This window comes from Stenotrophomonas sp. SRS1, assembly GCF_026130205.1.
Lineage (GTDB): Bacteria > Pseudomonadota > Gammaproteobacteria > Xanthomonadales > Xanthomonadaceae > Stenotrophomonas > Stenotrophomonas rhizophila_B.
This window is the reverse complement of the sequence record NZ_JAINFD010000001.1, coordinates 86,496-101,200: the sequence shown is the minus strand read 5'-3', so window position 1 is coordinate 101,200 and position 14,705 is coordinate 86,496. Positions and strand designations below refer to the sequence as shown.

Sequence of the window (14,705 nt, the reverse complement as noted above, 5' to 3'; positions counted from 1 at the left end):
TGCTCGGACGCTTTGCAGGCACCAAAGCAAACGGCCCACTGCGGGCCGTTTGTTTGTTGGCGGCAAGCGCTGCGGCACGCGCGGTACCGGCCTTTGCCACATGGCGTGAGGACCGCCCGCCAGGTCCCTACTTCTGGTCTCTGCTGGAATCCAGCGCCAAGCTCTCTTCGCTCTTCAACCGCTCAATCAATCGCTGCACCACCGCCAGCGCCGAAGCCGGGTTCTGACCGGTAATCAGCTCGCGGTCCACCACCACATGCCCCGTCCACGGCGTAGCGTTGCTGCTGAACTTCGCACCCGCCCGCTGCAACGCAGTCTGCGGGTAGAACTTCATCTCGCCGCCGCCCAACAGCGGCTTGGCCTGCTCTTCTTCCTGGTTGCTGATCACCGTCATCTGGTAGCCGCTGTAGATCCACCTCGGCGTAGCCGGCATCGCACCGGCTTCCAGCTTCGCCACGAAACCACCCGCATCCGGCAGCGTCGACAGCAGCGCGATCGCCCCATGGCAGACCAGCGCGGTGGTCTTGTTGCGCTGGTGGAAGTCGGCCAGCAGCCGGCCCAGCGCGGGGCTCTTCAGCAGGTCCTGCATCGGCGCGTGGCCACCGGGAATGTAGACCGCATCAAACCGCGCGTAGCCCTGCTGCTCGACGCGCGCAAGGCTGACCACCGGCGAGGCCGTCGGCGAGGTCAGCGCAAGCTTCTCCAGCAGCTCCTTGTGCAGTTTCAGCTGCGCGGCATCGTTGCCGAAGTGCGCCGGCGTCACCGAGGACGCATCCACCGTCGGCGCCCGCCCCTGCGGCGTGGCCAAGGTCACCTCGTGGCCCGCGTCCAGCAGCAGCTTGACCGGCTGCATCAGCTCGTTGAGATAGAAGCCGGTGGACAGCACCTTGCCGTCCTTCAGGTCCAGGTGGTTTTCGTCGGACAGCACCACCAGCACGTTGGCGGCATGCGCGCCGGTCGCGGCCAGGGTCGAGGCCAGCGCTGCGGCCAGCCGGGTCATCAGGTTCATGGGGAGCTCCTATCGGGGAATGGCCGCCACTTTATTCATCCCCCCAGCGGCGATAAATTGGCCCCATCGCAAAACATCTGTTCCCCGGAGAGCCAAATGAGCCGCAAGTTCGACTACCTGGGCGACGTGGAGGTGTTCCCGACGGTGGTGGAGCACGGCTCGTTCACGGCCGGCGCGGTGGCGCTGTCCACCACGCCCTCGGTGCTGAGCCGCGCGGTCACCCGATTGGAAGCGCGGCTGGGCCGGCAGCTGCTGCAGCGGACCACCCGCCGCGTGGGCCTGACCGACGCCGGGCGGCTCTATCTGGAACAGGTGCGCACCGCCTTCGGCCTGCTGGACGACGCCGAGCGCGACGTACTGGCCCAGGACGGTGCGCTGGCCGGCCGCGTGCGCCTGAGCGTGCCCACCACCTATGGCCACTACCGGCTGCCGCCCGTGCTGGCGCGCTTTGCGCAGCAGTACCCGCAGGTGCAGGTGGAACTGAATATCACCAACCGCAACGTGGACCTGGTGGCCGAAGGCTTCGACCTGGCCATCCGCCTGGGCCAGCTGCCGGACAGCGGGCTGGTGGCGCGTAAGCTGGAGGACGCGCCGCTGCTGCTGGTCGCTGCGCCGGACTACCTGCAACGCCGCGGCACGCCGCAGACGCTGGACGACCTGCAGCAGCACCTGTGCCTGCCCTTCGTGATGCCGCGCACCGGGCGGCTGGCGCCCTGGATCTTCCGCGGCGACGGGCGCGACGTGGACTGGCTGCCGCGTTCGTCCATCGAGACCTCCGACGATGTGCTGGGTGTGGTGTCGCTGGCCGAACAGGGCATCGGCATCTGCCAGAGCTATGAGTTCATCGTGCGCGAGCGATTGCAGCGCGGACAGCTGGTGGAAGTGCTGCCGCAGCTGCGGGGGAGATCGCGGCCGTTCTCGGTGATCTATGCGCCACATCGGCGGCAGTCGGCGGCAGCGCGGGCGATGATTGAGTTGCTGGTGGGGAATGCTGCTGAGCCTGGCGTCGGTTGAAGCTGCGAGCTTGCTAACGGTGTCGGCTTTGAACCGGTTTTCGGGGTATGCAGCTGATCGCGCGCCGTTGCTTGGCGAGGCGGACTAAGAACTGTTGCAAAGAAGGCCGTCGCGCTATTCGCCTGTGGCATGGGCGATTACGGCATTTTGATTCGCAATCGACAGAGCAGCTGCACGAATGCGTCTGCTGGCGTCGCGTGCTGCACGAATGGTGCGTGCAACAATAGTTCTTCGCTCTCGGATTGGGCGATTCCTTCGCGAATTTCTATTGGCATTCGAAGCGGCTGCGTAAACACCATGGCGCGCCACTGAAAGCGAGTGGCCGGGCGTGCAAACCCGAGACGCAGAGTGATTACGCTTGCCAGTCGGCACCGTCCTGAGGCGGTGCCGACTGGCAATCCGTCGGCCTATATGGCGGACGGTGCGTAGGGGCCTTCGGGCCCGCCGGTCACTTCTCTGCGTCCCGGTTTGCAACCCGCACCGTCCGCCACCCGCTCACGCGGTGGCGCTGTTAAGCACAGCCACGGAAGCCGACGCCATGAACGAATCCGACACCTTCTCTTCGTGCACCGTTGTTGAGCCCATCAACGACGCCCCCCCTGCCCGACCTGAACTACCTCCTCGGCATCCTCAAGCGCATGCGCGGCTGCGAGGGCGCAGATGGACTGCCCTGGCCGGAGAACGACGTCTCTCCCGGGCGCCGCGTGAGCCTGGCGAGGACTGAGCGGGCATTGGTGGGACTACTGACCGTGCTGGAGGTGCTGCATTCGGCGGACCGCTGCCGGGTGGCAGCGGAGCCGGAGCGGCATCTGGATGAGGGGGTCGTGGATGGGTTGTTTTTGGCTTGCAGAGGGTTGGCTGAGTGGGCGTGCCACGAGGTGAGACCGGAGTGATCTGCTTTACGGAGCATACTCACGGCAGATTTTGTCTAGCGTCACATCGAACAACATCCGATTCCGGCCAAGACCGGTCGTTGCCATGCCTACGAAAGACCGGTCGGTCCACCTGAAAACCCCGAGCACTAGTCTGCTCAAGCAGTGTGGTCTCAGATTGGTCAATCCTCCCTGCGCGTCAGGGCGCGAAATGGATTAGTTCTGAACGCGCTCCAACAACTTCTGCGCAGTGCACCGCTTGTCGGGAGCACGGTATCGAGGCAAGGCCCTTGGCCGACCACCACCCCATGTTGACGACGTACCTGCTGCGGCTCAATACCGAACCCTCGCCGGCGGTAACGTGGTTCATTTACCGGGTCGCCGAGCTACGAGAAATGTCCCTGGCCCCGGCCCAAAGACGACCGAAGTAGCAAGTGCCCGGTCTGATTCGGTGGCGCGCGTAATCCCGGGGGGCAAGTCTCCTGCTGTGCCACGATCAGTCCCAATGCCAGACACCCGTTCAAACGCTCTGTCAGGTAGTGTCTTGGGAGTGACGGGATCACCGGTCGGCGGTATTGTTTCTACACCTCTCGCGGAGGTCGGCATGAACAGAGCATCCGCGAAATCAGCCTTCCCCCTGGCATTCCCGAAAGGACCTATCATGGATGAATCGCAAGGACCACCGCAGATCGGATTGCTCCACTTGGATGTGATCGATCCAAGCAACTTTGCCGAGTTCGAGCGGGATCTCGAGACCGCTGGCCTGGATCTCCGGATACAGGCCAAGCCACAGCCTGGTCCCTATGCGGCTCTGGAGTGGATGATCCCTACCGCAGTCATTGTCTACATCGGAAAGGCCTACTTTGATTCCTTCCTCAAGGAAGCCGGCAAAGACCACTACGCGATTTTGAAGGCGGCCATCGGCAAACTTTCGGCGAAGTTCACCGGGAAGGGGGTTCCAACGGGAAGACTCTATTTCACCGAGGGAAAAGCAGAATCGGAAATCCCGAGATACTCGATCCTCTATTCGATCATGGCCGATCTGGAGAACGGCTACCGCGTGAAGCTCCTGATGCGCAATGACTTCGACGCGACGACATGCAATGCGGCGCAGGACACCTTTCTGCAGTTCCTGGCCGATCTGCACGCTGGAACGCTTGAACCGTCGAAAATAGAGGGGCTAACGGAAGCGAAACCGATCGGAAATATGCTGTTGATGGCGTATGACCCGGCCGACCAGCGCCTTCACGTCGTCGATCCATTGGCCGATAAGAGGGGCCGAGGGTGATACGCACACCCACTGCAAGGTACTGCAAGGTTGAGCTGCCGGGCGGCTTAATCCAAGTGTTCAATGTGCTCGCCGGCAATGACGGCCCAGCCGTGTCGTCGTTCTTAAAACAGGGAGATGGACGGCGCAGGGAGGTCGGCATCAGCGAACGCGCCGACCGCCACCGCGACGAAGCCCTGGAATCTCGTACTGGCGTAGAAGACGGTGGAGCCGCAGTTGGGGCAGAAGTGGAAGGTCGTCGTTGCTCCGCTCTCGCCCCTGGACGAGTACTCGCTGAATTGCCCCGCTGGCTGCGCGTGGGTTTGCGCAAAGCGAGCCTGGCCGGCAAACGCGCTGCCACTGCGCTTCTGGCACTCGAAGCAATGACATACCGATACCCGAACCGGATCATCCTGACAGACGATCCTAAGTTGACCACACCGGCAAGTGGCGACGCGCTCGATCATGGGATCTTGCTCGACCATCGACTAAGTCCAGACCAAGCCCGCGAACCGCGCCGCCACAATCGCTGTACTCGCTAGGCCCCTGGCGGCCCAACCCCTTGAGGGTCGAACACGTACGCTGATTCAGCCAATCCCGATTCCCCGTCGACGCCCCACCTCCCAGGTAACGCCGGCTCCCCGGACCGTCGCAGCCAGCACCTGGCCGATCCGCGACTCTATCACCGGACGCCAGGGAACGAGGCGGAATCCCAAGCCGTCCTCAAGCAGCGCGAAGCGTCCGCTGGCCAGTTGCACGCTACGGCGGTAAACCCCCTTCAGGACAGGCCTTCGGGGACCGGTTGATGCACCAAGCCGGTCTCATGGGCGATGCGCTTCCCGGCGTCGGCGAGGTCTCGATCCCGCAAGGTCGCCAGCAGGTTGCGCGCGAGCACCAGCCGCTGCCCCTTCTTCTGGGCCAAGCCCTGCTCGACCAGGAAATCGGCGCGTTGCCGCAGCGCGTCGTGGACCTCGGCGCCGAAGCCTCGATTGCCAAGGACCGCGCGTCCGCCGATCAACTGCTGATCGAGCCACGTGGCACCGAGCACACGGGTCTGCCGCTCGATCGGCAAGTGCGATCTCAGTTCCACGGCCGCGTCCCCCAGGCGCCGGGTATCGTACTGGCGGCCGCACTCGGGCAGGTCGTCCGGCACCTTCCAGAGCCCTTCGGAGACGCGCTCGACGATGCCCGCACGGCGCAGCGCTTCCAGGCGGCGCACGTGAGCGGCAACGACCTCCTGTGGCTCACGGCCAGCCGGGGCGTTGGCGCGGACGACGGAGAGGTGATGCTCGGTGCTGTAGAGGCCGTTGCTCGCCAGGGCGGCGATGGAGCGGTCAGCCGCGCGCGCACCCGCGGTTCCCTTCACCTCGACGACCGCTCCTGGCGGGTAGTTCGCCAGCTCGTCGCTTGCGCCCAGCACCACGTAGTGTGCCTTCCCATCGGTGCCATCGACGACGAGGTAGCCTCGGTCGCGCAGCTCGTCGGTCAGACCCTTGCCGGCCACCCGGCCGATGACAGGCGCGCCGCCCTCCCCCTCCTGCGTCGGCGAAAGAATGGACAGTTCACGCCCTTGCCCTTGAAACCCAATGAAGGAACGCTTTCGCCTACCGGCTGACGCCGATCGGACTGGTCGATTACTCTGCGATTACGACGTTCACTGCTGAGTGTCGCCAGACTCCTGACGGCGATTGACGGCCTCCTCGATCGAAGGGATCTCGCCACCGTAGTACTCGCGCCGTAGCGCCTCCCTGGACATGGGAATGGCGATGAACTTCGCATCCGGCAACGCATCCGGCGGCAGAAACAGCAACTCCGCTGCGCCGTCCGCGCGCTTTTCGAAGACTTCTAAGGTCAGCAGAAACGCCCGCAGGGCAAATCGAGGCAGCCCACGCGCCCCCCAACGGGTCGGGTCCAGTTCGAGCATGCCGAGCAATCGCTCCGCGTGGTACTTGGACAACAGCAGCGGAATGCGGGGCTTCCCCTCGGCATTCAACGGCGCGAAGTGCGAGCCGGTCGCCTTGCCGTTGCGCAGTTCCATGAGCACCCAGAACGGCTCGCCGAGGTAGCTCTCATCCGGCAAGGCGACCGCAGTCAAGCGCTGCGCCAGGATGGTGCCGAAGCTCGGCAGCTCGTCAAAGCGCAGCGTGAGAATGTCGTGGTGCCGAGCGAAGGCATCCGCGCCGCTCTGATAGCCGTGCCGGGAGACCATCACGCCGGTGATGCTGCCGATGTCGCGAAGCTTCGACTCGAATTCCTGGACCTGTCCCTTGGAGACAGCCGACTTCCAATCCTTGCACTCGATGGCGACGCGATGGCGGATGCCGGCCCTGGCGAATTCGTAGTAGACGTCGATCTCGTGTGCTAGTCCGCTCTTTCCGACCATGCGCACCGAGTTGCCGACAATGACGCCTTCGTCCTTCATGTTGAGCAAGTAGCTGTAGACCCACTGCACGTCCTTTTCCAATGACGATCCCGGCTTCACCACTTGCTCTCCGCTGCGCCTTCAAGACGTGCATTCCGTCGACGGACTCCACTATCACATGACGGCGCCTGGACGTGTCCGACCGTTGGTCGGATTTCACGCCGATTTTCTGATGAAGTGGGCGAACTGGCGTGCTGGAAGGATCGTGCCGTGCGAGCGACACGAGCGTGGTCCGACGCGAATTCGACGGGAGGACGGCACGTAAGCACACAATCTGCCGCAGCGCGCCGTGGCGTAGCGCTCCGTCACCCCGCCCGCGCGGCGGTGCGCGAACGGTGTGACCCAGGGGCAGAGACAGCTCCTCCTGATGGAATGGCATCCTGCGCCGGCTATCGAATCGGCTCTTTCTTCATCCCGTGAGATGCCAGGAAGCCGGCTTCAACGTCGTGTTCTCCGACCTGGGACGGGACTTTGACGGACAGTCTCCGCTTCACCAGATAGAGGTCCGTGATCGGCTCCGGCGGCTGCCCGGGTGCCAGCACAAGCGGAATCAAGAGATACGAACCCTCACTTTCAAAGGAACTCAGGAACCGATCCAGATTGACATCGGTCGGGGGCTGCATGATGAGCGACCGCGCCATCATCACGGCAACGGGCGAATCGGTGGGATCCACTGGAACATTCGACGTTATCACCATCCCGTAGTGCGTCGGATACTCGGCGGAGAACCGGCGAAGAATGCCGATGTAGATTTCCTCATTTTCATCCACGGCCCCAAACCGGTCCCGCCACCGCTGGAAGATCGCGATTGCGGCGTCGCGGTCCTCGAAGATCAGCCCCAGGAATGGCGGGTCCGTTGGGTGAAGCCGCTCGTAGGCCGCACCCAACCACTTCGCACGATCCCACAGGCGCACGTCGATGACCGAGCGGACCTTCACTTGACGATGGTCGCTGAGCCGTGGCCCTTTCGTGTCTTCCAAGCCGCGCTCGCTGCCCAGCTCCGCAGCCTCCCTGGACGGAGACACGGGATGCACCGTTGGGCGATCCGGCTTCGCTTCGTATCGCTTTAGAGAGTGTCTGTCCCAGACAGACAGACGCGCCACGCCGCCGAAGATGCGCTGACGGCTGACGCTCAAGGAACCGATCATCGCAACGCGATCCATCGCAGCATCCGAAGCGACGAGCCGAGACACGTCTTGGACGTTCTTCACATGACAGGTCGCCGAGAATATGGTGGCCGCCACGTCCAGGAGCATCCGGATGAACTCATTCGATGCAGAACGCGACCCTGGGAACAGCCAGGCAGGCCATTGAACGGAGAGCATCATTCTGTCCGCATCCGCCGAAACCGTGAACCCATCGACATCCGCCTCAACAACCGTCACATCGAAACGTTCCGCATGGGCAAAGGCGTTGATCTCGAACGCGGTCGCGAGGAAGGCCTCCACCGTTCCCGCGATCGCTTCGGCCACCGTGATGGACACCTCCGTGGGCTCGTGCTTCACATGGATCCGAACGCCAAGCACAGAGCCCACGAGCACCTGCGCCTGAGCGTCATTGAAGATCGCCGGTCGCCAACGCGCATCGCCCGCAGGCTGTCCAGCTAGCTGATTGAAGAAGCTCTCCACCGCCTGCGTCGACTCTTCCGCCGGAATCCAACCTTCTTCTCGCAAGGTCGCCTCGTAACCCAGCCGATACAGAAGAACGGCTCGGCTGGTGTGCAGATCGAGACCAGCCAGGACGTCGGGAATCCTCTCCAGCCGAGGCATCGCCTCCCAGGCAAGGTTGACGATCTGGCAGCCCAGAATCATGTCGAAATCTTTCAACCGGTCAGCGGCTTTCTGCTTGGACTCCTCGTCGAAGGGCAAGCTGCTCAAGCAGCCCCGCACCACCTGGATCGCATCCAGCACTTCAGGAAAGTGCTTCAGTTCGACGGCCACCCATGCGAAGGTCATCATCATCGGCAAGATGCTTGGCGGAAGGTCGCCTCTCTCGTCGGCCTCGATGAAGATCGCCGCTACGGCCGAGGTGCAGGCGGCTCGCGCGGCCCACAGCAACCCAGCACTTCGATAGGCCATGGCGAGAAGCGCGAGCGCCTTGATCCGGTCGTCCGCATACTCCTTCTTCGCCAACATCGGAGCGGCCTTCCCCAGAAGCCGGATCATCTCCATGTTCTCGTCGAAATCCAGCTGCTGCGCACGCTTAAGCAGAATCAGCGCGCCTTGACCCTGCCCTGTGCGCCGGCCGACGAAAGCGGAGAGTTGGTCGACCAGATCTCCGTAGCCGCGATCCTTCCCAGCGACCTGGCCGAACACCTCGATGAGCCGGGTGAGGCGGCCGGCATCGTATTCCCCCAAGCCCTCGGCCTGCGCGACGACGTCGGCAAACTGCGGCCAGAGCGAACTCAACTGATCCGGCTGCTCGGCCAACATGGCCTCATTCACGCGGATGGTCAGGAGTGAAGTCTTTGCCTCCAAGGCATTGTTGGGCCGCTCAAGATCGTTCGCCAACTCGGCAAGCCGGGTCTTTAGACGCGCAATTCGCGTGTCGAGCCCCGCCTGCTCCGCCGTCAGATGTTCATGAGTAACGGCGTTGAACAGCAGCTGCGCCAAGTTGCAAAGCATCTCCAGGTTCTTCGCAAAGGTGTCGGCCAGAACCCGTGCTTCGAAGTCGTCGTACCCCGCCACGACGGTCTTGATGTCGTCGAACCACCAGAACGCGGTCCAGAGCGCCTCGTAGCGCGCAGTGAGCTGTTGGCGATGGGTTCCTCCGTCATCCGCCAGGCGAATGGCCCGGATAAAGCGGCCGTCCACCTCCACGCGCGTCAGTTCCAGTTCCCGAGCCAGCTTGGCCGCGACGAGCGCCTCCGTCGCACGCTGCATTTCCATTCCGTCAAAAACGGAAGGGTCGGCCAGTTCCCTCTCCACGTCCTCCAACTGCCGCTTGCGCGAATAGTCCGAGGGCCCGAGATCGAGATCGCTCGTTTCATCGCCCACGCCGAGATAGTTGTAGGCAAGATCCAGGCGATTCTTTTCGATGACTTCAGTCAGGATCCATGCTCGGTCATGGACGGTGACGCGAACACCGTACTTCTGGGTAAGCTCATCCTCCACGCGAGCCCGATCCTTCGCACGCGCGGCCCTGGACGTCACGAAGATGATCTGCGTGTAACCGCGCCCGGTGGAGACGATTCCCTCCACGTCGGATCGCGCTTTCTCGGCCCACGTCTTCTTGGCGCTGAAAGCGAACGCCCAGCGTTCGCTTCCACCATTCGCCAAGCCAACGTACGTCAGCTTGCCGATCTCCTCCGCGACGGGCGACGTCTCGGTGTCGGCCTTGCTATCGCCGCCGCCCTCGGGCCCCGTTGCCGGTCTCAGATTGGGGCAGATGGCCCGCTCGCAGAGCTTCCGGCAGAACAGCTCAAAGTCGTGGGTCTGGTTTCGCTCGGTGAGGGTGTCCAGATGATGGGAAAGCACTTCTGGCTTCAGCCGATGCGTTGTCCGGGCAGTGGAGTCTGAATACTGCTCGGGCCGAATCTGACGCATGAACTGCGAAGGTGATACTCCTCTCTCGAGAGTCCGCTTCTCCATCTTCTTCTATGTCCTTTGTGTGCCAAAACGTCCAGGGAGGCAACCCGACTGATTGCACGCTTCGCGCTCCCGCAGCGCCAAGGGAACCAGGCCTACGCCCTAGTGCGCGGCGCCGCGTGCGAACGGCCTCGCCGATGACATGATGGGTGCATTCTTTCCACAAGACGAGTCGATTCGGACAAACGGCAGCCCGTCCACTTCTCCCGGTCAGCGGCGACGGTTCTCTAGCCCGCCGCAAGGCACACCGCTAAGACCTGCACACGATGAGGTGTTGGGAACTGCGGGCCAACATCAGCCCGCCCTGTTGCGCTCTCCGGCCGGGCAAGCTTGCCCGCTGGGTTCGACCAAGGCGGCCAAGTGCTCCAACGCCGTCACCGCAGCGGCCGTCCCGACCATGGGTAGAGCTTTCTACAATTAGGCCGATCTACTGAAGGGCGAGGCCATTGCCATCGCGGTCATCGGACTGCTGAAAGACGAGGGCCACCATCTTCGCCCATCGGCAAGGTGCGATCGCCGCCACGGAGCGATGATCAAAAGGGGGCTACTCGCGAGCCCGCAGACGCGCTTCTATGAAGCTAGAATTGTCTTGAATCCAGACGGGAAGGATGAATGGAAATTCGGGGAAAACTGATCGGCGGGCTTGAGGCCATGCGCGTGCGCGACGCGTTCATCGCTTTTTTGGAAATCGAGACCGTCAAATTTGTAAATGGCGAGGTGCGCTACGAGCGCAAGACCATCACGGACGATTTTTTGGCGCAGCAACTGAATTTGGACAGAGAGCAAGGGGCAGGCCTGCTCGCCGTACTGATCGCTGACGGTTACGTCGACCAGGCGAAGAGGACACCAACCCCTCAGGGGATGGCGCTGGCCCACGCACAGGATCGTGAACGTCTGGCCCTAGGCGACGCGCGGAAGATCCTTGGAAATTTCTTGGAAGCCGTCAGAAAAGTCAATGCAAGGCCGGAATTGCGTATGACGATCGATCGCGTTCATGTGTTCGGCAGCTATCTCGCCGGCGCCGAGACAGTGGGCGACATCGACTTGATCCTCGATGTGCCATCCCCTGAGTCCGAGGAAGATTTTGAACAACTGGACGCCGTGATCGCAGAGGTCCATATCTCGGAGTACCTTAGTTTTCATGAAGAACTCGACACCACTGCTGCGGACGCCGAGAAGGAGGTTATCTACCAGCGCGAAGTTCCTGCGCTCCTTCGAAGTCCTGAAATGAAGAGATTGACGCACACTTCTGCTCGTGAGCGCTCATAGAGCGGGTTAGTTCTATTTCCTGATAAGGCGCTCCTTCATGACTCAGCCCATTGTCATCCAGCTTCAAGAATTGGCATCCGATAGCAATCACGACATCAATGATTTGCTCCGCAAGGCGTTGATGGTTGCCACCAAGCTGAACTTGGCCGAATTCCGCGGGTGGATACTCTCGGAACTCAACGGCTATTCCGGGACTGGCTTGGAAAGTCTCCCTGCGTACAGGATCATCCAAGGCGATCTGCGAGTTCACAATCCATATCACGGATTGCAGCCCTTCATTCTTCCGAAGGATCTACACGATTCGGTTGCGAGAATTCATGTGACCGAATCCGTGGCGTCCTTGGGCGAGCTAGTTTCCGGGACCCGGCGCGGTGAGATCACGTATCAGTTTCAGCCAGAAGCCGAGCGACTCCTGATGTCGCTGCAGGGGGAGTTTGCTCAGCTTCGGCCGCTCCGCGTGGTCGGCCCCAACAAGCTGATCGCCATTCTCAATACGGTGCGCACGCGCATCATGGAATGGGCGCTTTCGCTGGAGGCTGAAGGCGTACTGGGTGATGGAATTTCATTTTCGGCGAGCGAGAAGAAGACGGCCATGAGTAGCCACAATATTCGTATCGAGAATTTCCAGGGCATCCTAGGCAATGTGGAGGGCGGCTCTGTATCACAGACCAATACGCAAAACATCGCTGCGTCGGACTTCTCGTCACTGGCACGTTATCTGGCCGAAAAGGGAGTTCGGGAAGCCGACATCAAGGAACTTGAGCATGCCGTGCGAGACGATCCCGAGCCACGCACGGCAGGAGGCTTTGGACCCAAAGTCAGCGCGTGGATTGGCAAGATGGTCACCCTGGCAGCCTCCGGCGGCTGGGAGGTCAGCGTGGCAACCGCCGGCGGCGTGCTAGCCACGGCGTTGAGCAAGTTCTACGGAGTGGGCTGACCAACCTCTTAGGATCGGGGAGTCCTACGCTTTTAGAGCCTCGGTCACAGGAGCACAGCCGTCGCCTCGTGGGGTCGACAGCCTTGCGTTGGCCAGCCAGGTATCCATCGCCGCGCTGAAGGTCTTGATGGCGACCACCCGACGCTTGTCGCGTTGTTTCTCCAGCGCGGGCGAGATGCCATTCCGAACGCTCTTGCGGGCATCGAGCAGCAGTTCGCACGCCATCGCCAGCGAAATACCGTCAGAGCCGTAGCGGCCGAGGGTCAACGTTTCGCGGCGGCCATTGAATCGGTAGTCGTAGCGGAAGGTGATGGTACCGCTGGGCGATATCGTCACGTATATTCCGTCTCGGTCTGAAGCCTTATAAATCTTGGGCTTAGGCTTCAGATTGCGCAGTGCAGTGTCGGTCAACATCGAGGTTTCCTCCGGCTTTGACGGATTTACCGTCAGGATTTACCGTCAGGGACATGGAGACCTGCTGATGCCTGGGAAGCCCCATAATACAAGCTTTCCCGAGAAGACTTTTACCGTCAAAGACGGTAAAAGTCTGAGTAGTGAATGAGAATGTCTTAATCTGGCCGCGATTTCTACCGTCAGCTCTACCGCCAATCTTTTCTGCTGGTCAGCGATAGTCACCGATAAGTGCCGCAACGAATTCACTTCAAATTCAACGCGTTACGACATATTTTCGATAGCTAGCGATAGTCCTCGAAAGACCTAAATTCATTCCCACTCAATGGTAGCCGGCGGCTTCCCCGAGATGTCATAGACAACCCTTGAAACCCCCCGCAACTCATTGATGATCCGGTTGCTCACCGTGCCCAGGAACTCATACGGCAGGTGCGCCCAATGCGCCGTCATGAAATCGATGGTCTCCACGGCCCTTAGCGCAATCACCCACTCATAAGCCCGCGCATCGCCCACCACGCCCACCGACTTCACCGGCAGGAACACCGCAAACGCCTGGCTGGTCTTGTCGTACAGGTCGGCCTTGCGCAGTTCATCAATGAAGATGGCATCGGCCTTGGCCAGCAGTTCGGCGTACTCACGCTTCACTTCGCCCAGGATACGCACGCCCAGGCCCGGGCCCGGGAACGGGTGGCGGTAGACCATGCTGCGCGGCAGGCCGAGTTCGACGCCGAGGCGACGCACTTCGTCCTTGAACAGCTCGCGCAGCGGCTCGACCAGGCCCAGCTTCATGTGCTCGGGCAGGCCGCCGACGTTGTGGTGGCTCTTGATCACGTGGGCCTTGCCGGTCTTGCTGCCGGCCGACTCGATCACGTCGGGGTAGATGGTGCCCTGTGCCAGCCACTTGGCGTTCTTCAGCTTGGTGGATTCTTCATCGAAGATGTCCACGAACAGGTTGCCGATGATCTTGCGCTTGGCTTCCGGATCGCTGACGCCTTCGAGCTTGCTGAAATAGCGGTCCGCGGCATTCACGCGGATCACCTTGACGCCCATGTGTTCGGCGAACATCGCCATCACCTGGTCGCCTTCCTGCCAGCGCAGCAGGCCGGTATCGACGAACACGCAGGTCAGCTTGTCGCCGATCGCCTTGTGCAGCAGCGCGGCCACGACGGACGAATCGACGCCGCCGGACAGGCCCAGGATCACTTCGTCATCGCCCACCAGCTCGCGCACACGGGCGATCTGGTCGTCGATGATGTTGGCGGCGGTCCACAGGGTTTCGCAGCCGCACACGTCCACCACGAAGCGGCGCAGCAGCGCCTGGCCCTGCAGGGTGTGGGTCACTTCCGGGTGGAACTGCACGCCGTACCAGCGCTTCTCTTCGTTGGCCATCGCGGCCACCGGGATGCGATCGGTCACGGCGGTGACGGTGAAGCCCGGGGGCGCGACGGAGACGTGGTCGCCGTGGCTCATCCAGACGTTCAACTTCGGCTCGCCGCCGTGGTCGCTCAGGCCCTTGAACAGCGCATCCGGGTGCACAACATTGACTTCGGCATGGCCGAACTCACGCTGGTCGGCCGCTTCGGTGGCGCCACCGAGCTGGGCGGCCAGGGTCTGCATGCCGTAGCAGATGCCGAAGATCGGCAGGCCGCTGTCGAACACTTCCTGCGGTGCGGCGGGCGCGCCCGGCAGCGTGGTCGATTCCGGGCCGCCGGACAGGATGATGCCCTTGGCGCCGAACGCGGCGATGTCGGCCGGGTTGTGGTCCCATGCCCAGATCTCGCAGTACACGCCGAGCTCGCGGATGCGGCGCGCGATCAGCTGGGTGTACTGGGCGCCGAAATCGAGGATGAGGATCTTGTCGTTATGGATGTTGGTCATGGTGCCCGGGCAATGCAGGAGTAAATACGGGAAACACAG

Annotated in this window: 9 protein-coding genes and 3 pseudogenes; 5 read left to right on the top strand and 7 right to left on the bottom strand. The window is 62.2% G+C overall.

The window, feature by feature from the left end; genetic code table 11:
• Nucleotides 1-127: 127 nt before the first annotated feature.
• The gene (locus K4043_RS00450) at nt 128-1,009 is read right to left on the bottom strand and encodes a type 1 glutamine amidotransferase domain-containing protein (protein ID WP_265307800.1); all 882 of its coding nucleotides are present in this window, start codon (nt 1,007-1,009) and stop codon (nt 128-130) included.
• Between the two features lie 96 nt (nt 1,010-1,105).
• Here K4043_RS00450 and K4043_RS00445 point away from each other — a divergent pair, with 96 nt between their 5' ends.
• From K4043_RS00445 to K4043_RS00435, 3 genes and pseudogenes are all read left to right on the top strand, one after another.
• A complete protein-coding gene (locus tag K4043_RS00445; protein WP_265307799.1) occupies nt 1,106-2,023 on the top strand; it encodes a LysR family transcriptional regulator in 918 nt (305 codons plus the stop codon).
• A 538-nt stretch (nt 2,024-2,561) separates the two neighbouring features.
• Nucleotides 2,562-2,916, top strand: a pseudogene (locus K4043_RS00440) (hypothetical protein).
• Nucleotides 2,917-3,499: 583 nt separating this feature from the next.
• Nucleotides 3,500-4,183 (top strand): hypothetical protein, encoded by a 684-nt coding sequence (locus K4043_RS00435; protein ID WP_265307798.1) that lies wholly within the window; start codon nt 3,500-3,502, stop codon nt 4,181-4,183.
• Between the two features lie 104 nt (nt 4,184-4,287).
• Here K4043_RS00435 and K4043_RS00430 read toward each other — a convergent pair whose 3' ends face one another.
• From K4043_RS00430 to K4043_RS00415, 4 genes and pseudogenes are all read right to left on the bottom strand, one after another.
• Complete coding sequence (locus tag K4043_RS00430) at nt 4,288-4,647, bottom strand: GFA family protein (RefSeq protein ID WP_265307797.1); 360 nt, start codon at nt 4,645-4,647, stop codon at nt 4,288-4,290.
• 102 nt (nt 4,648-4,749) lie between these two features.
• Nucleotides 4,750-5,738: pseudogene (locus K4043_RS00425) on the bottom strand (DUF3363 domain-containing protein); the annotation flags it as partial.
• Between the two features lie 78 nt (nt 5,739-5,816).
• The gene (locus K4043_RS00420) at nt 5,817-6,614 is read right to left on the bottom strand and encodes a restriction endonuclease (protein ID WP_265307796.1); all 798 of its coding nucleotides are present in this window, start codon (nt 6,612-6,614) and stop codon (nt 5,817-5,819) included.
• Nucleotides 6,615-6,973: 359 nt separating this feature from the next.
• Complete coding sequence (locus K4043_RS00415; protein WP_265307795.1) at nt 6,974-10,129, bottom strand: tetratricopeptide repeat protein; 3,156 nt, start codon at nt 10,127-10,129, stop codon at nt 6,974-6,976.
• 654 nt (nt 10,130-10,783) lie between these two features.
• On the opposite strand from K4043_RS00415, the gene K4043_RS00410 reads away from it, so the two are divergent.
• Complete coding sequence (locus K4043_RS00410; protein WP_265307794.1) at nt 10,784-11,440, top strand: hypothetical protein; 657 nt, start codon at nt 10,784-10,786, stop codon at nt 11,438-11,440.
• A 37-nt stretch (nt 11,441-11,477) separates the two neighbouring features.
• A complete protein-coding gene (locus K4043_RS00405; RefSeq protein WP_265307793.1) occupies nt 11,478-12,377 on the top strand; it encodes a hypothetical protein in 900 nt (299 codons plus the stop codon).
• 117 nt (nt 12,378-12,494) lie between these two features.
• On the opposite strand, the pseudogene K4043_RS00400 reads toward K4043_RS00405, so the two are convergent.
• Nucleotides 12,495-12,791: pseudogene (locus K4043_RS00400) on the bottom strand (Arm DNA-binding domain-containing protein); the annotation flags it as partial.
• A gap of 309 nt (nt 12,792-13,100) precedes the next feature.
• Nucleotides 13,101-14,666 (bottom strand): glutamine-hydrolyzing GMP synthase, encoded by a 1,566-nt coding sequence (gene guaA / locus K4043_RS00395; protein ID WP_265307792.1) that lies wholly within the window; start codon nt 14,664-14,666, stop codon nt 13,101-13,103.
• Between the last annotated feature and the right edge of the window lie 39 nt (nt 14,667-14,705).

Coding starts and splice junctions, on each gene's coding strand:
- K4043_RS00450 (WP_265307800.1), bottom strand. CDS start 1,009: ATGAACCTGATGACCCGGCTGGCCGCAGCGCTGGCCTCGACCCTGGCC.
- guaA (WP_265307792.1), bottom strand. CDS start 14,666: ATGACCAACATCCATAACGACAAGATCCTCATCCTCGATTTCGGCGCC.
- K4043_RS00430 (WP_265307797.1), bottom strand. CDS start 4,647: ATGGTCGAGCAAGATCCCATGATCGAGCGCGTCGCCACTTGCCGGTGT.
- K4043_RS00405 (WP_265307793.1), top strand. CDS start 11,478: ATGACTCAGCCCATTGTCATCCAGCTTCAAGAATTGGCATCCGATAGC.
- K4043_RS00410 (WP_265307794.1), top strand. CDS start 10,784: ATGGAAATTCGGGGAAAACTGATCGGCGGGCTTGAGGCCATGCGCGTG.
- K4043_RS00415 (WP_265307795.1), bottom strand. CDS start 10,129: ATGCGTCAGATTCGGCCCGAGCAGTATTCAGACTCCACTGCCCGGACA.
- K4043_RS00445 (WP_265307799.1), top strand. CDS start 1,106: ATGAGCCGCAAGTTCGACTACCTGGGCGACGTGGAGGTGTTCCCGACG.
- K4043_RS00435 (WP_265307798.1), top strand. CDS start 3,500: ATGAACAGAGCATCCGCGAAATCAGCCTTCCCCCTGGCATTCCCGAAA.